Source organism: Actinopolymorpha singaporensis, from assembly GCF_900104745.1.
GTDB classification, from domain to species: Bacteria; Actinomycetota; Actinomycetes; order Propionibacteriales; family Actinopolymorphaceae; genus Actinopolymorpha; species Actinopolymorpha singaporensis.
In genome coordinates this window covers 3,880,772-3,899,400 of sequence record NZ_LT629732.1, presented here as the reverse complement: position 1 = coordinate 3,899,400, position 18,629 = coordinate 3,880,772, and the positions used below count along the sequence as shown (strand labels likewise).

General features: G+C 70.6%; 22 protein-coding genes. 7 read left to right on the top strand and 15 right to left on the bottom strand.

Annotation, left to right across the window (positions count from 1 at the left end; all coding sequences use genetic code 11):
• Window positions 1-24: 24 nt before the first annotated feature.
• The 7 genes from BLU27_RS17660 to BLU27_RS17640 form a co-directional block, all read right to left on the bottom strand.
• Window positions 25-2,418, bottom strand: a complete 2,394-nt coding sequence (locus BLU27_RS17660) for an ATP-binding cassette domain-containing protein (protein ID WP_092654779.1) — start codon at window positions 2,416-2,418, stop codon at window positions 25-27.
• 81 nt (window positions 2,419-2,499) lie between these two features.
• Entirely contained in the window at window positions 2,500-3,429 is a 930-nt protein-coding gene (gene era / locus BLU27_RS17655) for a GTPase Era (protein ID WP_338417575.1), read from the bottom strand.
• 15 nt (window positions 3,430-3,444) lie between these two features.
• The gene (locus BLU27_RS17650; protein WP_092654777.1) at window positions 3,445-3,795 is read right to left on the bottom strand and encodes a cytidine deaminase; all 351 of its coding nucleotides are present in this window, start codon (window positions 3,793-3,795) and stop codon (window positions 3,445-3,447) included.
• Window positions 3,796-3,905: 110 nt separating this feature from the next.
• Complete coding sequence (locus tag BLU27_RS17645) at window positions 3,906-4,202, bottom strand: hypothetical protein (RefSeq protein WP_092654776.1); 297 nt, start codon at window positions 4,200-4,202, stop codon at window positions 3,906-3,908.
• 97 nt (window positions 4,203-4,299) lie between these two features.
• Complete coding sequence (locus BLU27_RS30925) at window positions 4,300-4,422, bottom strand: hypothetical protein (RefSeq protein ID WP_269086079.1); 123 nt, start codon at window positions 4,420-4,422, stop codon at window positions 4,300-4,302.
• A gap of 17 nt (window positions 4,423-4,439) precedes the next feature.
• Window positions 4,440-4,886, bottom strand: coding sequence for a hypothetical protein (locus BLU27_RS29180; protein WP_157728625.1), 447 nt, complete (start codon window positions 4,884-4,886; stop codon window positions 4,440-4,442).
• A 161-nt stretch (window positions 4,887-5,047) separates the two neighbouring features.
• A complete protein-coding gene (locus tag BLU27_RS17640; RefSeq protein ID WP_157728624.1) occupies window positions 5,048-5,380 on the bottom strand; it encodes a hypothetical protein in 333 nt (110 codons plus the stop codon).
• A 194-nt stretch (window positions 5,381-5,574) separates the two neighbouring features.
• Here BLU27_RS17640 and BLU27_RS17635 point away from each other — a divergent pair, with 194 nt between their 5' ends.
• From BLU27_RS17635 to BLU27_RS17625, 3 genes are all read left to right on the top strand, one after another.
• Window positions 5,575-6,450 (top strand): helix-turn-helix domain-containing protein, encoded by an 876-nt coding sequence (locus BLU27_RS17635; RefSeq protein WP_157728623.1) that lies wholly within the window; start codon window positions 5,575-5,577, stop codon window positions 6,448-6,450.
• Window positions 6,447-6,647, top strand: coding sequence for a DUF397 domain-containing protein (locus tag BLU27_RS17630; RefSeq protein WP_092654773.1), 201 nt, complete (start codon window positions 6,447-6,449; stop codon window positions 6,645-6,647). Before BLU27_RS17635 ends, BLU27_RS17630 begins: the two co-directional genes overlap by 4 nt.
• A 383-nt stretch (window positions 6,648-7,030) precedes the next feature.
• Window positions 7,031-7,837, top strand: coding sequence for an SDR family NAD(P)-dependent oxidoreductase (locus BLU27_RS17625; protein ID WP_092654772.1), 807 nt, complete (start codon window positions 7,031-7,033; stop codon window positions 7,835-7,837).
• A gap of 10 nt (window positions 7,838-7,847) precedes the next feature.
• Here the strand turns inward: BLU27_RS17625 and BLU27_RS17620 are convergent, their stop codons facing one another.
• A complete protein-coding gene (locus tag BLU27_RS17620; protein ID WP_157728622.1) occupies window positions 7,848-8,348 on the bottom strand; it encodes a MarR family winged helix-turn-helix transcriptional regulator in 501 nt (166 codons plus the stop codon).
• Between the two features lie 37 nt (window positions 8,349-8,385).
• Between BLU27_RS17620 and BLU27_RS17615 the strand changes: the two genes are divergently transcribed.
• Window positions 8,386-8,769, top strand: coding sequence for a VOC family protein (locus BLU27_RS17615; protein WP_092654771.1), 384 nt, complete (start codon window positions 8,386-8,388; stop codon window positions 8,767-8,769).
• A gap of 58 nt (window positions 8,770-8,827) precedes the next feature.
• Here the strand turns inward: BLU27_RS17615 and BLU27_RS17610 are convergent, their stop codons facing one another.
• The 6 genes from BLU27_RS17610 to hrcA form a co-directional block, all read right to left on the bottom strand.
• A complete protein-coding gene (locus BLU27_RS17610; protein WP_092654770.1) occupies window positions 8,828-10,141 on the bottom strand; it encodes a hemolysin family protein in 1,314 nt (437 codons plus the stop codon).
• Entirely contained in the window at window positions 10,138-10,608 is a 471-nt protein-coding gene (gene ybeY / locus BLU27_RS17605) for an rRNA maturation RNase YbeY (RefSeq protein ID WP_092654769.1), read from the bottom strand. Before ybeY ends, BLU27_RS17610 begins: the two co-directional genes overlap by 4 nt.
• Window positions 10,609-10,690: 82 nt before the next feature.
• Entirely contained in the window at window positions 10,691-11,722 is a 1,032-nt protein-coding gene (locus BLU27_RS17600; RefSeq protein ID WP_092654768.1) for a PhoH family protein, read from the bottom strand.
• Between the two features lie 172 nt (window positions 11,723-11,894).
• Window positions 11,895-12,248 (bottom strand): histidine triad nucleotide-binding protein, encoded by a 354-nt coding sequence (locus tag BLU27_RS17595; protein WP_092654767.1) that lies wholly within the window; start codon window positions 12,246-12,248, stop codon window positions 11,895-11,897.
• A gap of 35 nt (window positions 12,249-12,283) precedes the next feature.
• A complete protein-coding gene (gene dnaJ / locus BLU27_RS17590) occupies window positions 12,284-13,417 on the bottom strand; it encodes a molecular chaperone DnaJ (RefSeq protein ID WP_092654766.1) in 1,134 nt (377 codons plus the stop codon).
• Between the two features lie 38 nt (window positions 13,418-13,455).
• The gene (hrcA, locus tag BLU27_RS17585) at window positions 13,456-14,475 is read right to left on the bottom strand and encodes a heat-inducible transcriptional repressor HrcA (RefSeq protein ID WP_092654765.1); all 1,020 of its coding nucleotides are present in this window, start codon (window positions 14,473-14,475) and stop codon (window positions 13,456-13,458) included.
• Window positions 14,476-14,722: 247 nt separating this feature from the next.
• Between hrcA and BLU27_RS17580 the strand changes: the two genes are divergently transcribed.
• From BLU27_RS17580 to BLU27_RS30575, 3 genes are all read left to right on the top strand, one after another.
• Window positions 14,723-15,628: an MBL fold metallo-hydrolase gene (locus BLU27_RS17580; protein WP_157728621.1), complete on the top strand. Its 906-nt coding sequence runs from the start codon at window positions 14,723-14,725 to the stop codon at window positions 15,626-15,628.
• A gap of 109 nt (window positions 15,629-15,737) precedes the next feature.
• Entirely contained in the window at window positions 15,738-16,589 is an 852-nt protein-coding gene (locus tag BLU27_RS17575) for a DUF3097 domain-containing protein (RefSeq protein WP_092654763.1), read from the top strand.
• 211 nt (window positions 16,590-16,800) lie between these two features.
• Window positions 16,801-17,343 (top strand): DUF4870 domain-containing protein, encoded by a 543-nt coding sequence (locus BLU27_RS30575; RefSeq protein ID WP_241827492.1) that lies wholly within the window; start codon window positions 16,801-16,803, stop codon window positions 17,341-17,343.
• Window positions 17,344-17,356: 13 nt separating this feature from the next.
• On the opposite strand, the gene hemW is transcribed toward BLU27_RS30575, so the two are convergent.
• Window positions 17,357-18,622, bottom strand: coding sequence for a radical SAM family heme chaperone HemW (gene hemW / locus BLU27_RS17565; RefSeq protein WP_092654761.1), 1,266 nt, complete (start codon window positions 18,620-18,622; stop codon window positions 17,357-17,359).
• Window positions 18,623-18,629: the final 7 nt, after the last annotated feature.

The following is an 18,629-nucleotide window of genomic DNA, read 5'->3' as shown; positions in this document are numbered from 1 at the left end:
CGGTGTTCGCCCGTCCGCGCTGTCTCAGGCGCCGACGTAGGCCGCGAGGTGCTCGCCGGTGAGGGTGGAACGGGCGGCCACCAGGTCGGCGGGGGTGCCCTCGAAGACAACCCGCCCACCGTCGTGCCCCGCACCAGGCCCGAGGTCGATGATCCAGTCGGCGTGCGCCATCACCGCCTGGTGGTGCTCGATGACGACGACCGACTTTCCCGAGTCGACCAGCCGGTCCAGCAGTGCCAGCAGCTGCTCGACGTCGGCGAGGTGCAGGCCGGTGGTCGGCTCGTCCAGGACGTAGACGTCGCCCTTCTCGGCCATCGCGGTCGCGAGCTTGAGCCGCTGCCGCTCGCCGCCGGACAGGGTGGTGAGCGGCTGGCCCAGGTGGAGGTAGCCGAGCCCGACGTCGGCCAGCCGGTTCAGGATCTTGTGTGCGGCCGGCGTACTCGCCTCACCCTCGCCGAAGAACTCCTCGGCCTCGGCGACCGACATCGCCAGCACCTCGGCGATGTTCCGGCCGGCCAGGGTGTAGTCCAGCACCGACGCCTGGAACCTCCTGCCCTCGCACTCCTCACAGGGCGACTCGACCGTGGCCATCACACCCAGGTCGGTGTAGATCACCCCCGCGCCCTTGCAGGCCGGGCAGGCACCCTCGGAGTTGGCGCTGAACAGCGCGGGCTTCACGCCGTTGGCCTTGGCGAACGCCTTGCGGATCGGGTCGAGCAGGCCGGTGTAGGTCGCCGGGTTGCTCCGCCGGGAACCCCGGATCCCGCGCTGGTCGATCACCACCACGCCGTCGCGGCCGGCGACCGAGCCGTGGATCAGGGAGCTCTTGCCCGAGCCGGCGACGCCGGTGACCACGCAGAGCACCCCGAGCGGAATGTCGACGTTCACCTTCCGCAGGTTGTGTGTGGACGCGCCGCGGACCTCCAGCGCACCCGCGGGCGTACGCACCGACGGCTTCAGGCTCGCCCGGTCGTCGAGGTGGCGGCCGGTGACGGTGTCGCTGGCCCGCAGGCCCTCGACGGTGCCCTCGAAGCAGACGGTGCCGCCGTCGGCGCCTGCGCCGGGACCGAGGTCGACGACGTGGTCGGCGATCGCGATCGTCTCCGGCTTGTGCTCCACCACCAGCACGGTGTTGCCCTTGTCCCGCAGCTGCAGCAGGAGTTCGTTCATCCGCGCGATGTCGTGCGGGTGCAGCCCGATGGTGGGCTCGTCGAAGACGTAGGTGACGTCGGTGAGGGAGGACCCGAGGTGGCGGATCATCTTCGTCCGCTGCGCCTCTCCCCCGGACAGCGTCCCGGCCGGCCGGTCCAGGGACAGGTAGCCCAGCCCGATCCGGGAGAACGAGTCCAGCAGGTGCCGCAGCCCGGCGAGCAGCGGTGCCACCGACGGCTCGTCGAGATCGCGTATCCAGTCGGCCAGGTCGCTGATCTGCATGGCGCACAGGTCGGCGATGTTCTTCCCCTTGATCTTCGCCGACCGCGCCTCCTTGCTCAGCCGGGTGCCTCCGCACTCCGGGCACACCGCGAAGGTCACCGCACGCTCCACGAAGGCGCGGATGTGCGGCTGGAGGGAGTCGACATCCTTGGACAGGAAGGACTTCTGGATCTGCGGGACCAGTCCGGCGTACGTCAGGTTGATGCCGTCGACCTTGATCTTCGTCGGCTCCCGATAGAGGAGGTCGTTGAGTTCCTTCTTGGTGAACTTACGGATCGGCTTGTCCGGGTCGAAGTAGCCGCAGCCCCGGAAGATCCGGCCGTACCACCCGTCCATGCTGTAGCCGGGGATGGTGAGCGCGCCCTCGTTGAGCGACTTGTTCTCGTCGTACAACGCGGTCAGGTCGATGTCGCTGACGTTGCCCATGCCCTCACAGCGCGGGCACATACCGCCCTGGTAGACGGCGTTGCGTACCACCGACTTCTTCTCACCCTGCCCCTTCTCGGTCTTCATCACCCCGCTCGCGACCCTGGTCGGGACGTTGAAGGAGAACGCCTGCGGCGAGCCGATGTGCGGCTTCCCGATCCGGCTGAAGAGGATGCGCAGCATGGCGTTCGCGTCGGTGGCCGTCCCCACCGTGGAACGCGGGTCGGCACCCATCCGCTCCTGGTCCACGATGATCGCCGTCGTCAGCCCGTCGAGCAGGTCGACCTCCGGCCGGGCCAGCGTCGGCATGAACCCCTGCAGGAACGCGCTGTAGGTCTCGTTGATCATCCGCTGCGACTCGGCCGCGATCGTGGCGAACACCAGCGAGCTCTTGCCCGATCCGGAGACCCCGGTGAAGACGGTCAGCCGGCGCTTCGGGAGCTCGACGCTCACGTCCTTGAGGTTGTTCTCACGTGCACCCTGCACGCGGATCAGGTCGTGGCTGTCGGCGAGGTGCGGCACGGGCGGCTGCGCGGCCGGCTTCGGGGTCTTGCTCATCAGATCTCCATTGGTACGGCGTCCAGTTCCTCGACGGCCAAGCTAGCCGGGGCAAGAACGCGGGCGCTTCTTGATTCCTGCTCAGAAACCGAGCCGGCGCAGCTGCTTGGGATCGCGCTGCCAGTCCTTGGCGACCTTGACCCGCAGGTCGAGGTAGACCGGCGTACCCAGCAGCGTCTCGATCTGCCTGCGGGCCGTGGTGCCCACCTCCACCAGGCGGCGCCCCTTGGCGCCGATGACGATCGCCTTCTGGCTGGGGCGTTCGACGAACAGGTGGGCGTAGATGTCGAGCAGCGGACGATCCTGCGGGCGGCCCTCGCGCAACCCCATCTCCTCCACCAGCACGGCCACGGAGTGGGGCAGTTCGTCGCGGACCCCCTCGAGGACGGCCTCGCGGATGAGTTCGGCGACGAGGACCTCCTCGGGCTCGTCGGTGAGCTCACCCTCGGGGTAGAGCGGCGGGCCCGGCGGCAGCTTGCCGACGAGCAGGTCGGCGAGTTTGCCGACCCGGGTGCCGTCCTGCGCCGAGACCGGGATGATGTCGTCCCACTCGACGCCGGTGTCCTTGGTCATCGCCGCGACCGCCGTGAGGTGTTCGACCATCCGGTTGGGGTCGACGAGGTCGGACTTGGTGACGATCGCCACCGTGGGCCGCCGGCGTACCTTCGCGATCTCGTTGACCAGGAAGCGGTCGCCGGGCCCGATGCGCTCGTCGGCCGGCAGGCACACCCCCACCGCGTCGACCTCGCCGAGGGTGCTGAGGACGAGGGCGTTCAGCCGCTCACCGAGCAGGGTCCGCGGTTTGTGCAGCCCCGGGGTGTCGACCAGGACCAGCTGGGCGTCGGGCCGGTTGACGATCCCGCGCACCGTGTGCCGGGTCGTCTGCGGACGGGACGACGCGATGGCCACCTTGCGACCGACCAGGGCGTTCGTCAACGTGGACTTGCCGGTGTTGGGTCGTCCGACCAGACAGGCGAACCCGCTCCGGAACTGCGTCGTAGCCTCGCTCACCCGGCCGATTGTCCCCTATCCGCTGTGGGCGACCGTCCGGACGGTCCCGTCCGGCCCGGCGACCAGGACCGGGACGCCGGCGCCGGCCAGGTCGGCGACGGCGGCGACGTCCTCCGCCGCGGCCTCACCCGCCTCGGTGATCACGGCCGCCGCTTCCAGGCCGTCAGCGCCGCTGGACACTGCCATCGCCACCGCGAGCCGGAGGGCGGACAGTCGCAGGGAGGGAAGATCCACCGTGGCGGCGGTGTAGGTGCGGCCGGTGGTGTCGCGTACGCCGGCGCCTTCGGCCGCGCCGGTGCGCGCTCTGGTGGAGCGGGCCAAGGTGATGATCTTGGCGTCTTCGGGATCGAGCTCGGCACTGGTCACCCGGCGATCCTAGGGTCTGCCCTGCGAAGCGGGGCAGACCCTGGGGCCTGCCCGCGAGGACCAGACCTGCCGTTTCGGCCCGAGGACCAGGGCGTGTCTGCGGATCGACCCTAGACGTGGCGTTTCGCCTTGTGCCAGCGAGGCGCGCGCAGGCGCGGCTGGCCGATGTCCGTCGCCCAGGCGAAGAAGCGGCGGGTTCTGCCCGTTCCCCCGCAGTGATGACACTGGCGGCGGGCGCGCTTGTAGACGAAGCTCCGGTGCTTGCCGGTGCCCTTGCACTTGCGGCAGTCGACGTCCGGGTGCAGGTGGCAGGACACCATGTAGCCCACGGCCAGGACGAACAACGCGTCGAGGCAGTAGGAGAAGAACTCAGGGTTGGTCTCGTAGAGCTGAGAGAGCGCGTTCATACGTCTTCCCGAACGTGAAGTTGCCCCTGGCCCTCCCCGTGCAGGGCCAGGGGCGGGCCCCCGGACGCCGTTGTCCGAGGGCCCGTCCTTCGGGGGCTCAGGCCCGGGGGTCGCCCAGCCGCTCACCAGTGAGCTGGTCACGCTGGACACCCGTGCTGCCGAAGAGGGTCTCGTCGGCGGAGCTGGAACCGTTGCCGGGGGTGGCGGTGAAAGCCTGCATGGCTTAACGTCCTCTCATCAGGGGGTTTTCCGGGCGTCACTTCTGCCAAAGTCGTTCGCCCGGGGACTTACTTCTTCTTTCCGACCCCGCCCGTCCCTAATCAGGATTTTGTTAGTGGACGGGGCGAGCGGGGGGTTCGTGGGGGCCGGCGACGTCCCGGCCGTCTTGGTGCCGGAACGGCGGCGCGGTGTTCGCCCGGTGGTGGCGATGTCGGTGGTGTTGCTGGTCTTGCTGGTGTTGGTGGTACGGCGTTCGGCCCAGCGCACGTGCGCGCAGGGCCACACCCCGGCGCAGTCGGCACACACCGGCCTGCGCAGCGTGGGCACGGGCAGACCGCGCCAGCGCCGCAGGCCGAGACCCGAGCGCTCCGGGGTGTGCCGGATGACCATGTCGCGAGCGAGGGCGTCGACGGCCTCGGGGCCGAGGTCGCGGGCGATGGCGCGTTCGCGGAGTACGTCCCGCACGGTCGTGGCGGTGCCGGGCGTACCCGCCGAGATGGTGCGGCCGACCCGAGAACGCAGGGAATGGGCCGGGGACGTCCCCGGGCCGGCCAGTCTGGAAGCCCGCCGCGCCAAGGACTTCGGGGGTCGAGCCAGTCGACGCGGCGGGAGCTCGAAGGTGGCCATCACACGACCACCCGGTGTTCGGTGACCCAGGTCAGCACGAAGCGAACCACGCGGTCGTAGTCGTCGGCCGCGGCCGACCACGCGCACCCGGGGACCCAGGTCCAGTGGTCGTCGTCCAGCCAGACGTGCATGTGAAGTTGGCCGCCGTTGGCGGGTTCGACGACTCGTACGCCCCAGCGGCCTCGGCGCTCGTCCCACAACGGAGCGGCGTCGATCCCCAGGGGTACGAAGCGGTCGGCCAGTTCGGCGGCGATCCGGCCCGCGGCCGCGGTGCACGGCGCGAGCCGGGCGGTGATGGCCCGGTGCTGGTCCCGCCAGGTCGTTCCGATCATCATGCCTCCCCACCGGAACTCGGGTTCTCGCCGAATCTGCATCATTCGGCAGGATTGATGATGCTCCGCCGCCTATGATCCAAACCTCATTTGGCGACGTTCTGTAAAAAGTGGTGACACTCCGTACAGGGCGGGAAGTTACCCCAGGGCCCCAACCACGGCGCCCGGGTACGCATCGGCGACAGGGAGCACGGGTGAGAAGCAGTCCGATGGTGCGTCGGCACCGGCTCGGCAGGGAGCTACGCGAGCAACGCGAACGCGCGAAGCTGACCCACGCCAAGCTCGGCGCCGAGATCGGTGTCTCGGCGGCGAAGATCAGCCGGCTGGAGAACGGCCAGGGCAGGCCGGACGAGATCGTGATCCGGCAGATCGCCGACGCGCTCGACGTCACCGGCGACGACCGCGCCGAACTCGTCGAGCTGTCCCGGACGGCGGCGGTCCACGGCTGGTGGACGTCGCAGCCGATGGACCGGCGGCAGGCCACCTACGCCGACTTCGAGTCCGGCGCCCAGACGATCCGGGAGTACCAGAGCACGATCGTCCCCGGCCTGCTGCAGATCGAGGCCTACACGCAGTCGGTGTGCGAGACCGACGACCTGACCCTGGTGGGATCGATACCCACCACGTCGGAAGCGGTTCTGCGCGCACGGTCGGGCCGGCAGACGATGTTGTGGGACCCCGACGGTCCGCTGAGTTACGAAGTCATCATTCACGAGGTGGTGGCCCGTGGCTTTTCCGCTCCACCGGAGATTCTCGCCTCGCAGTTGCACTATCTCGCCTCGGTCGGATCCCGACGGCGTGTCAGTCTCCGGGTGCTCCCCGTTTCTGCGAAAGTGCAGGGCTACATGGTCCCGAGGGGCCCTTTCAGTCTTTACACATTCGAAGACCGTAAGGACCCCGTTGTGGCGGCCGTGGACACATTGACGGCCGATGTCGTTCTCATGGAAGCGAACGAGGTCGGACAATATGAAACCCTGTGGGAGCGCCTCCAGAAGGCGGCGCTGTCAACCGAGGACAGTGCCGTTCTTCTCTCCGAGGCGGCAGCAGAAATGGAAAGGATCTCATCGTGAGCGAGCAGTTCAGCGGCTGGAAGAAGGCCAGCTACTCCAACAACGGTGGCAACTGCGTGGAGGTCGGCACATCGGCCGCCTGCGTGGGCGTTCGCGACACCAAGAACCGGAATCGCGGCGTGCTCGCCGTCTCTCCGGAGGCTTGGGCCGCGTTCGTCGGCGACGTCAAGGCCGGAAAGTTCGACCTTCCCCGCTGAGGCATCGTCGTGACATGTCGGGTGCGACGGCGCCTTCGGCTCCATCCAGAGCAGTAGGCGCCGTCGCGTCCTCCCCAACTCTCGGTGGCCACCGGATGAATTCCGGTGGCCATCGTTTGTTCATGAGCCTGGTCTCACATGAGGGATGGTGAGCGTTCTGTCATCCCGAATTCCGTGACACGGGCCGCAGAAACCCCGCGCGAGAAGATCGTTGGTACCCCTTTTCCCGAGGCTCTCGGACCCGGGTACGCGCAGTTTCCACGAGGGCCTTCCGCGCGACTCTCGTCGTGGACAGGGCGACCGCGTCCGCTCGTACGACGTGGACGGTTTCGGCCGGTCGGCACGCTGGACCCGTTCGGTTCACCTCGGCAAGGATGATCACCATGAACATTTCCGGGACCGCATTAGGGAACGCATCCGGCCGGGTGGAGGGAAAGGTCGTTCTGGTGACCGGGGGCGGCGGGGGAATCGGTGCGGCGACCGCACGGCTGTTCGCCGAACAGGGCGCTTCGGTCGCGGTCGTCGACGTCGACGAAGCCGCCGCGAAGCAGGCGGCCGAGGAGATCGACCCGGAGGGCCGCCGGGCACTGGCCGTGGCGGCGCGGCTGGATGAGGAGGCGGAGGCACGGCGCGCGGTCGAGGAGACCGTCGGCGCGTTCGGCGGCCTCGACGTACTCGCCAACGTCGCCGGGGTGCGGGTCTGGGGTCCGGTGACCGAGGCCGACCCGGCCTCGTGGGACTACATCGTCCGCGGCAACCTCCTGCAGGCGGCGTACTGCGCGAAGTTCGCGGTGCCCGAGATGGCCCGCCGCGGCGGCGGCAGCATCGTCAACGTCTCCTCCGCCAACGCACTGGCCGGCCGCCCGGGAATGGCACAGTACGACGCGACGAAGGCGGGCCTGCTGGCCATGACCCGCGCGATGGCGCACGACCACGCCGCGGACGGCATCCGTGTCAACGCCGTCTGCCCTGGCCCGACGCTGACCGACTTCCACGTACGGCGCCGGGTGCAGGCCACCGGGGAGACGCCGGACCAGGCGCGCGAACAACTCCGGCGCCAGACGCCGACCCTGCTCCGGCGCCAGGCGGACCCACCGGAGATCGGCCAGGTCATCCTGTTCCTCGGCAGCGACGAGGCCTCCTACGTCACCGGCGCGACCTACGTCGTCGACGGCGGCCTGTCGGCGTAGGGCGCAGCGTTCAGGCCCCCTCGTCGGGAGGGACGTCAGCGGCGAGTCGGCGGCCGACCAGCGTGGCAGCGCGGCGCAGGGTGGCGAGGTCCCGTTCGGACAGGCCGGACAACAGGCCGGCGACGGCACGCACCCGCGCGGCCCGGCCTCGTTCCAGCAGTCGCCGGCCGGCCGGCGTGGCCGCGACCAGAACCACCCGCCGGTCCCCCGGGTCCGGCGTACGCTCGACCAGTCCGAGGCCTTCCAGCGCGGTGACCGACTTGGTGATCGCGGGTGCGGACACCTGTTCGATCCGCGCCAGCGTTCCCACCGATCGAGGGCCGGCGAACACCAGGACCGACAGCAGAGAGGCGCGCGGGCCGTCCAGGTCCATCTCGGCGTCGGCCGTGCGGGCGACCCGAAGCAGCCGCAGCGCGGCAGAGTGCAGGGAGCTGGCGGTGTGGTGCAGGTCGTCGTCCGGAACTCCGGCGGGCGGCTCCGGCAGGCCATCTTGCCCACGTTGCTTAACCATGGTTATCCTTTCACCCAGGTTAAGTATAGGAGCGGCCATGTCAGTCGGACCACTTTCCCAGGTGCACATCAGCGTCAATGACGTCGACCGAGCGGTCGGGTTCTACCGCGACGTTCTCCGGATTCCGTTCCTGTTCCGGGTACCCGGACAGCCGATGGCGTTCTTCCAGTCGGGTGACGTAAGGCTCTATCTCGGCGTCCCGGAGACACCGGACTTCGCCGGCCGGGTGACGCTCTACTTCCGGGTCGACGACCTCGACGCCGAACACGCCCGGCTGCGCGAGCGCGGCGTGGACTTCCTCGACGGGCCACACCTGGTCCACCGAGACGAGGTCACCGAGTTGTGGATGGCGTTCTTCCGCGACCCCGACGGCAACAACCTCGCGATCACCAGCGAACGCCCGCCCACCCGGGTCGGCTGACCCAGGGTCCGTCCCAGGAAGAGCTGACCCAGGAGGAGCTGACCCAGGAGGAGCTGACCTAGGGGGAGGTGCGCTCCTCGGCGTTCTGCTGGGCCTCGTCCCAGGGCCGTTCGTCCACCCGGGTGACCAGGATGGTCGGGATCCGGTTGCGCCGGCCCACCGGGCCCTCGGCCAGCAGCTGCAGCCCCTCCACCGAGACCTTCGCCCCCGGGATCGGCACCCGGTCCAGGTGCTTGGCCATCAGGCCGCCGACGCTGTCCACGTCCTCGTCGTCCAGCTCCAGGTCGAACAGCTCGCCGAGCTCGTGGATGGGCAGCCGGGAGCTGACCCGCACGGCCCCGCTGCCGAGGCGTTCGACCGCCCGCGGCGCCACGTCGTACTCGTCGGTGATCTCGCCGACGATCTCCTCCAGGATGTCCTCGATCGTGACCAGGCCGGCGGTGCCGCCGTACTCGTCCAGGACGATCGCGAGGTGGGTGCGCTGCTGCTGCATCTCCCGCAGCAGGCCGTCGACGGGTTTGGAGTCGGGTACGAACGCCGGCGGGCGCATCACCTGCTCCACGCGTTCGGTGGTCTCGGCCTGGCGGTTGTCGTAGACCCGCTGGGTGACGTCCTTGAGGTAGGCCACTCCCACCACGTCGTCGAGGTTCTCCCCGATGACGGGGATCCGGGAGAAGCCGCTGCGCAGGGCGAGCGACATCAGCTGGCGCAGGGTCTTGGTGCGCTCGATGACCACGATGTCGGTACGGGGAACCATCACCTCGCGCACGATGGTGTCGCCCAGCTCGAACACCGAGTGGATCATCTCCCGCTCACCGGACTCGATCACCCGGCTCGCCTCGGCGATGTCGACCAGCTCCCGCAGCTCGGCCTCCGTGGCGAACGGGCCCTCGCGAAAGCCCTTGCCTGGGGTCAGTGCGTTGCCGAGGAGGATCAGCAGCTTCGGCAGCGGGCCGAGCACCCGGGTCAGCGCGATCACCGACGGCGCGGTCATCAGCGCCACCCGGTCGGGGTGCTGGCGACCGACCGTGCGCGGCGCCACGCCCACGACGACGTACGACACGAGGATCATCACCCCGGCCGTGGCCAGGATCGCCGCCCAGGTCGCCTGGATGACGCCGAACAACACGTCGGCGACCAGGACGGTGGCGGTCAGCTCGCAGACCAGCCGCATGAACAGCGCGGTGTTGAGGTACGACGCGCGGTCCTCGACCAGCAGGCGCACCCGGTCCGCACCACGTCGGCCGGCCGCGACCAGACCGTCGGCCCGTGACTTGGAGAACGCCGACAGGGCAGCCTCGGCGGAGGCGAGGAACCCGGCGACGAGGACCAGGACGGCGGCCAGGACGACCAGCCAGACGTCACCGGTCATCCGCTGTCGCCCGCCCCGCGATGCGGTTGCCACTCCGCCAGCAGGCGGGCCTGCAGGCCGAACATCTCCTGATGCTCCTCCGGCTCGGCGTGGTCGTACCCCAGCAGGTGCAGGATCCCGTGAGTGGCGAGCAGCTGCAACTCGTCCTCGGTGGAGTGACCGGCGTCCTTCGCCTGGCGTTCGGCGACCTGCGGGCACAGCACCACGTCACCCAGCAGCCCGCTCGGCGGCTCCTCGCCCTCCCGGCCGGGCCGCAGCTCGTCCATCGGGAACGCGAGGACGTCGGTCGGGCCGGGCTCGTCCATCCACCGGACGTGGTGCTCGGCCATCGTCTCCTCGTCGACGAGGACAACGGACAGCTCGGCCTGCGGGTGCAGGCGCATCCGGTCCAGGACGAAGCGGGCGAGCCTGGACAGCTCGCGTTCGTCGACCTCGACGCCGGACTCGTTGGCGATGTCAATGCTCATGGTCGCTTCACAGATGCCTTCGCGATGGTGGCGGACTCTCGGTGGCGTCGAGCGCGGGCGGTGAACCGATCCAGGGAGCCGGTCAGGGACGCCGTGGCGCGGGCTGGCGCCGGCCGACCTCGACCGGGCGGCCGCCGTTGTCCGCGGAGCGCTTGGCCTCGTAGGCGTCGTAGGCGGCGACGATCCGGCCCACCAGCTTGTGGCGTACGACGTCCTGGCTGCCCAGCGTGCTGAAGTGCACGTCGTCGAGCCCGTCGAGGATGTCGTGCACGACCTTCAGGCCCGACGACGTGCCGCCCGGCAGGTCGATCTGGGTGACGTCGCCGGTCACCACCATCTTCGAGCCGAAGCCCAGGCGGGTGAGGAACATCTTCATCTGCTCCGGCGAGGTGTTCTGTGCCTCGTCCAGGATGATGAACGCGTCGTTGAGGGTGCGGCCGCGCATGTAGGCGAGCGGCGCGACCTCGATCGTCCCGGCGGTCAGCAGCCGCGGGATCGAGTCGGGGTCGATCATGTCGTGCAGCGCGTCGTACAACGGCCGGAGGTAGGGGTCGATCTTCTCCGACAGCGTGCCGGGCAGGAAGCCCAGCCTCTCCCCGGCCTCGACCGCCGGCCGGGTGAGGATGATCCGGTTGACCTGCTTGGCCTGCAGCGCCTGGACCGCCTTCGCCATCGCGAGGTAGGTCTTGCCGGTGCCGGCCGGGCCGATGGAGAAGATCACCGTGTGCTGGTCGATCGCGTCGACGTAGCGCTTCTGCCCGACCGTCTTGGGCCGGATCGTCCGGCCGCGGTTGGACAGGATGTTGAGGGTGAGCACGTCGGTTGGGCGTTCGGCGTCGCGGGTCCGCAGCATCGCCACGCTGCGCTCCACCGCGTCGGAGGTCAGGCCGTGCCCGGAACGGACGATGGCGACCAGCTCGTCGAAGAGCTGCTCGACGAGGATGCGCTCCTCCGGGGCCGCGGTCACCGTGATCTCGTTGCCGCGGACGTGGATCTGCGCGTCGAACTCCTTCTCCGCCACCCGGAGAAACTCGTCGCGCGGGCCGAGCAGGCTGACCATCGAGATGCTCGAGGGTACGACGATCTTGGTCTGTGTGGGGCTGGTCTGCGCCATGGGCGGCCTGTTCGGCCCCTCCTTAGGGTTCCCGACGCTCGAAACGTCGTTCATCGTAGCTCCGCCCGGCCGGAACCGGGACTGGTATTTCCGCTGTGGGGGGTATGCCCGAGATCGCCGCGGCCCGCGGGCGCCCCGAGGGCGCCGGCCGGACGCGGGGTCGGGCCGCCGGTCACCCGAGCGCGTCGGACATCTGCCGGCCGGCCAGCACGTGCAGGTGGCAGTGGAACACGCCCTGGCCGCCCTGGGCGCCGATGTTGGTGACCACGCGGTAGCCGGCCTCGCGTACGCCCAGGTGGTCGGCCACCGCGGCGCACTCGCGCAGCAGCTCACCGGCCAGCTCGGGGTCGTCGGCGACCACCGCGTCGAGATCGGCCCGGTGGTCCTTCGGGATCACCAGCACGTGCACGGGCGCCTGCGGGCTCACGTCGGGAAAGGCCAGCGTGCGCTCGGTCTCGCGCACCACCTCCGCCGGGATCCCCCCCGCCACGATGCGGCAGAACACGCAGTCGGCGTCGCTCGCCACGCCGGACTCCCCTCCGTCGGGTTCGGTTGTTCGGATCAGCCGTTGAAGGCATCGCGGATGCGGGAGAAGACCCCGCCCCGCCGCTCGGAGGTGACCTGCCCGCTGGCCTTCTCCTCACCACGAAGCCGGGCCAGCTCGGTGAGCAGCTCCCGCTGGGCGTGGTCGAGGCGGGTCGGCGTCTCCACCACCACGTGCACCACCAGGTCACCGCGCCGGGACCCGCCGGACAGGTGGGGTACGCCGCGACCGGTGAGGACCAGCTCGTGGCCGGACTGGGTGCCCGGCTTGGCCTCCACCTCGACGGAGTCCTCGTCCAGTGTGTCCAGGGTGATCGTGGTGCCGAGGGCGGCGGCGGTCATCGGCAGCTTGACGGTGCAGTGCAGGTCGTTGCCGTGCCGGCTCCACACCTCGTGCGGCTCGACCTGGATCTCGACGTACAGGTCACCGGCCGGGCCGCCGCCGGGCCCCACCTCGCCCTGGCCGGACAGCTGGATGCGGGTGCCGTCGTCGACGCCGGCCGGGATCTTGACCGCGAGCGTACGGCGGGACAGCACCCGGCCCTCCCCCGCGCACTCCGGGCAGGGGTTGGGGATGATCGTCCCGAATCCCTGGCAGCGCGGGCACGGCCGGGTCGTCATCACCTGGCCGAGGAACGAGCGCTGGACGGAGTTGACCTCGCCGCGGCCCTCACACACCGTGCAGGTGGTCGGCGACGTGCCCGGAGCGGCGCCGCCGCCCTGACAGCTCTGGCACACCACGGCGGTGTCGACCTGGATCTCCTTGACCGCGCCGAACACCGCCTCGGCCAGGTCGACCGGCAGCCGCAGCAGGGCGTCCTGGCCGCGCCGGGTGCGCGGACGCGGCCCGCGGGTGCCGGACGAGCCGAAGAACGCGTCCATGATGTCGGTGAACGAGAAGCCCGGACCAAAGCCCGCGCCCTGGCCCGCGCCGGACGCCATCGGGTCGCCGCCCAGGTCGTACACCTCACGCTTCTTCGGGTCCGACAGGACCTCGTAGGCGCGGGTGACCTCCTTGAACCGCTCGTGCGTATCCGGATCGGGGTTGACGTCTGGGTGCAGCGTGCGCGCCAGCCGACGGTAGGCCTTCTTGATCTCCTCCGCGGAGGCGTCGCGTCGGACGCCGAGGAGCTCGTAGTAGTCCTGGCTCATGCTCTGGGATGCCTTCGGCACTGACTCATTCCCTCGGATCATTCCCCTGCAAGGATCTGGCTGACATAGCGGGCTACGGCGCGAACCGCTCCCATGGTGCCCGGGTAGTCCATTCGGGTGGGCCCGACCACGCCGAGATTGGCGACGGCCTCGTCCCCAGGACCATAGCCGGTGGTGACCACCGAGGCCGTGGAGAGTTCGACGACGGGGTTCTCGTGGCCGATCCGGACGGTGAAACCGGACGGGCCGGTGGTCTCACCGAGCAGGCGGAGCAGCACGACCTGCTCCTCCAGCGCCTCCAGCACCGGCCTGATGGAGGTGTGGAAATCGGCGCCGAACGGGATGAGGTTGGCCGTACCGCTCACCGCGATCCGTCCCTCGGTGCGCTCGGCGACGGTCTCCAGGAACGTCGACACGATCGTGGTGACCTGCGGACGCACCGACACGTCGAACATGTCCGGCAGGTCGGCGACCGCCGAGGCCGCCTCCGTGAGCGGCCGCCCGGCGACCACGGCGTTCAGCCGGGCCCGGACGTCGCGCAGGAACTCGTCGGCCACCGTGGTACCCACGTCGACCACCCGCTGCTCGACCCGGCCGGTGCTGGTGATCAGGACGATCAGCAGGCGGCTGGACGACAATGTGACGAGTTCCACATGACGCACCGTGGAGCGGGTGAGGGTGGGGTACTGCACGACCGCCACCTGCCGGGTGATCTGGGCGAGCAGGCGCACCGTGCGGTGCACCACGTCGTCCAGGTCGACCGCGCCCTCCAGGAACGCCGAGATGGCGCGGCGTTCTGCGCTCGACATCGGCTTGATCGTGGTCAGCCGGTCGACGAACAGGCGGTAGCCCTTGTCGGTGGGTATCCGGCCGGCGCTGGTGTGCGGCTGGGCGATGTAGCCCTCCTCCTCCAGCGCGGCCATGTCGTTGCGCACGGTCGCCGGGGAGACGCCCAGGTTGTGCCGGTCGACCAGGGCCTTCGAACCGACCGGCTCCTCGGTGTGGACGTAATCCTCGACGATCGCGCGGAGGACGGCCAACTTCCGGTCGTCGAGCATTGGCTTCGGCCTCCCTCGTCCTGGCGCGTTCCCACGGGTCTGACGTACTGCTGCGGCGGTTCGGACGGTACCCGGCCCGCGCCGTACTGGCGCGGCTGTGGGCCCGCCCATCTCGACGAGCCCACGCGCGAGTGCGCCGTCCGAACGGATCTTGGACCGGCATCAGACTGGCACTCGCCGAACCTGAGTGCCAGTCTACGGCGACACGGCCACCTTGTGCTGACCACGGCAATGGGATGCTGTGGCCGTGAATGTCCTCCGAGCCGGCTGGGCCGAGAGCTGGACCGAGATGGGGCCGGGCTGCTTCGTCCGGCGCTACCCGTCGTTCGACCTCACCGTGGGGGTGGTCGCCGGCGCCGACGGGCTGCTCGTCGTGGACACCCGGGGCGGTCCCCGCGAAGCGGACGAACTCCGCGCCGACCTCGCCAGGCTGTCCGACCTGCCGGTCCGGTGGGTCGTCGACACCCACTGGCACTTCGACCACACGTTCGGTAACCAGCGGTTCGCGGGCGCGGCGATCTACGGGCACGAGACGGTGCCCGGCGTGCTGGCCGAGCGGGGCGAGGAGGTGCGAGCCGCCCTCGCCCGGCGTTCCCCGGAGTGGGAGCAGGACATGGCCGACCTCGCGCTGACCCCGCCCGACCGTACGTTCGCCTCGGTGGCCGTGATCGACCTCGGCGACCGGGTGGTCGAACTCGTCCACCCCGGTCGTGGCCACACCGACGGCGACGTGGTGGTCCGGGTGCCGGACGCCGACCTCGTGTTCGCCGGCGACCTGGTGGAGGAGTCCGGGCCGCCGGCGTACGGCGACGACTCGTTCCCGCTGGAGTGGCCGTCGACGCTGGAGGTGTTCACCGGCCTGCTCACGCCGGCGTCGGTGGTGGTGCCGGGGCACGGCGCGGTGGTGGACCAGGCGTTCGTGACCGGGCAGTTCGGCGACGTCACCGCGGTCGCCGAGACGATCCGCCGGCTCGCCGGGGAGGGCGTGCCGGAGGCCGAGGCGCTGACCGCGGCGGAGTGGCCCTACCCCACCGAGCGGCTGGCCGAGGCGGTCCGCCGGGGTTACCAGCACCTGCGCCAGTCCGGCGTACCGACGGCCGGGCCCGCGGGATCCGGCCCGGGCCGGCGTTCCCTCCCCCTGCTGGGGCAGTAGCCGAACGACCTGGGGCGCACGTACGACGGAGGCCGGCAGGTGCCGGCCTGGGCCGGACGGGCGTGGCGTTCCCGGCTCGCGGGCCGGTCCGCCGCTACGCTCACCGATCATGGCCGGACCTGGTGACCGCTATTCGCAGGACGTCCTGACCACCGACTGGCGGGCGCCGAAGCTCGGCCGGACGGTCGAGGTGGACGTCGAACCCGACATGGTGCTCGAGGACGCCACCACCGGTTTCTGCGGTGCGGTGGTGGCGATCGAACGCGACCTCGTGGTGCTGGAGGACCGGCGCGGGGCGCGGCGCAGCTATCCGTACGGTCCGGGGTTCTGGCTGGAGGGGAAGCCGGTCGCGATCCGGCGCCCGAAGGCGGCACCGGCCACCGGGCCCGCCCGCACCGCGTCCGGGTCGATCGCGGTCCGCAACTCCCGGGCCAGGGTCGCCCGCGCCAGCCGGATCTACGTCGAGGGCCGCCACGACGCCGAGCTCATCGAGAAGGTGTGGGGTGACGACCTGCGGATCGAGGGCGTCGCCGTGGAGTACCTCGAGGGCGTGGACGACCTCGCCGCCGTCGTGGCGGAGTTCCGGCCCGAGCCGCGGCGCCGGCTGGGTGTCCTGGTCGACCACCTGGTCCCCGGCAGCAAGGAGAGCCGGATCGCCGAGGAGGTCACCCGAGGCCCGTACGGCGCTCACGTCCTCGTGGTCGGGCACCCGTTCGTGGACATCTGGGCGGCCGTACGCCCCGAGCGGGTCGGTCTGGAGCGCTGGCCCGACATCCCCCGGCAGACGTCGTGGAAGCACGGCATCTGCGCCGCCCTGGGCTGGCCGCACGACGACCAGGCCGACATCGCCCGGGCGTGGAAGCAGATCCTGGGCACGGTCCGCGACTTCCGCGACCTCGAACCAGCCCTGCTCGGCCGGGTCGAGCACCTCATCGACTTCGTGACCGTCGACGCCGACTGAGCACCGCAGAGATCCTTCGCCACCGTCCCGGACGCGGGCGACTTCGTCCGGCCGGACGGTTGTACCCCGTTCGCCCGAAGCGTCGGTGCCGCTTCGGGCCCGAGCGTGTCAGGCTGGACGATGAGCGCCGCCGGCCCCGCCCGTCCGGCGGCCACGTGGCGGCGCTGGCGGCTCGGTGAGGGCCGCCTGGGGATCGGGTAAGGAGGCCGACATGAGCCAGCAGCACGAGGAACCCCGCCCGGGCAACGGAACGCCGCCGCCCACGCCTGAGCCTGGCCCCACGCCGTACCCCTCTGCGGAGGGCGGTGCGGCGCCGCCCGGGCCGCAGCCGGGTGTGACACCCCCACCGTCACCGGAGCCCGGCGGGTTCACGCCGCCTCCGCCTCCGCGGCAGCCGCCGGCGGGAACCGGCGTCATGACGGTCGAGGAGGAACGCAACTGGGCGTTCGCTGCCCACCTGGGCAGCTTCGTGGCCGCCTACGTCGCCCTCGGCTTCCTCTGCCCGCTGGTCGTGTTGCTGGCCAAGGGAAAGGACTCCGCGTACGTGCGGTACCACGCGGTCGAGTCGCTGAACTTCCAGCTCACCACGCTGCTGGCGGCCGCCGTCGCCGGCCTGCTCGTCATCGTGGTGATCGGTCTGGTTCTGCTGCCGTTCATCGGGATCGCCTATGTCGTGCTGGTGATTCTCGCCAGCGTCGCCGCGCGTCGCGGTGAGTGGTACCGCTATCCGGTGAACATCCGCTTCGTCAAGTAACGCCTGACAGTCGTCAACTCACGCTTGACACAAGGTCACTGCCCCAGCCGAGCAGGTCCCTGACCACAGCGTCGGCGAGCAGCCGGCCGCGCAGGGTGAGGACGACGCGCCCGGCCGCCAGTGCCTCGGCCACCACCAGCCCTTCCGCTGCCGCCCGCCTGGCCGTCGCTTCGCCCGCCTCGTCCAGGACGCGCAGGTCCAGTCCGTCGGACAGGCGCAACTCCAGCATGACGCGTTCGACCGTGCGGGTCTGCGTGTCCAGCACCTCCCGCGCCTGCGCCGGGCTCACGCCCCGGGCCAGGCGTTCGGCGTAGGCGGCAGGGTGCTTGACGTTCCACCATCGGACGCCGCCGACGTGGCTGTGGGCACCGGGGCCGATCCCCCACCAGTCGCCGCCGGTCCAGTACAGCAGGTTGTGTCGGCACCGCGCGGCCTCCTCGCGTGCCCAGTTGGAGACCTCGTACCACGAGAAGCCCGCGGCGCCCAGCGTCGCCTCCGTGCGCAGGTAGCGGTCGGCGAGCACGTCGTCGTCCGGCGCGGTGAGCACCCCGCGCCGGATCTGGGCGGCGAGGCGGGTGCCGTCCTCCACGATCAGCGCGTACGCCGACACGTGGTCGGGTCCGGCCGCGACTGCCGCGTCCAGGCTGGCCTGCCAGTCGTCGTCGGACTCCCCCGGCGCACCGTAGATCAGGTCCAGGTTGACATGGTCGAAGCCGGCCGCCCGTGCCTCCGCGACGCAGGCCTGCGGGCGCCCCGGGGTGTGCCGGCGCTCGAGGGTGGCCAGCACGTGCGGGCGAGCGCTCTGCATACCGAACGAGATCCGGTTGAAGCCCTGTGCACGGAGGTCGTCGAGGTAGCGCCGGTCGACCGACTCCGGGTTGGCCTCCGTGGTCACCTCGGCGTCCGGGGCAAGACCGAACTCCTCCGCCACCGCACGCAGGACCGCGCCGAGATCGGCGGGCGGGAGCAGCGTGGGCGTACCACCGCCGACGAACACGGTCGAGACCGGCGCGTTGGGCGCCGGAGCCGCCGAGAGCACCCGGCCGGCGAGCCGGACCTCCTCGATCGCCGCCTGCGCGTACGTCGCACGGGACGCACCCGGAGCCGGCCCGAGCTCCTCGGCCGTGTAGGTGTTGAAGTCGCAGTAGCCGCATCGGGTGACGCAGAACGGCACGTGGACGTACACCCCGAAGGGCCGGTCGGTCGCACCCTCCAGCGCGGCCGTCGGCAGCGCGCCGTCGCTCGGCGCGGGTTCACCGTCGGGCAGGATGGAAGGCACGGTCTCT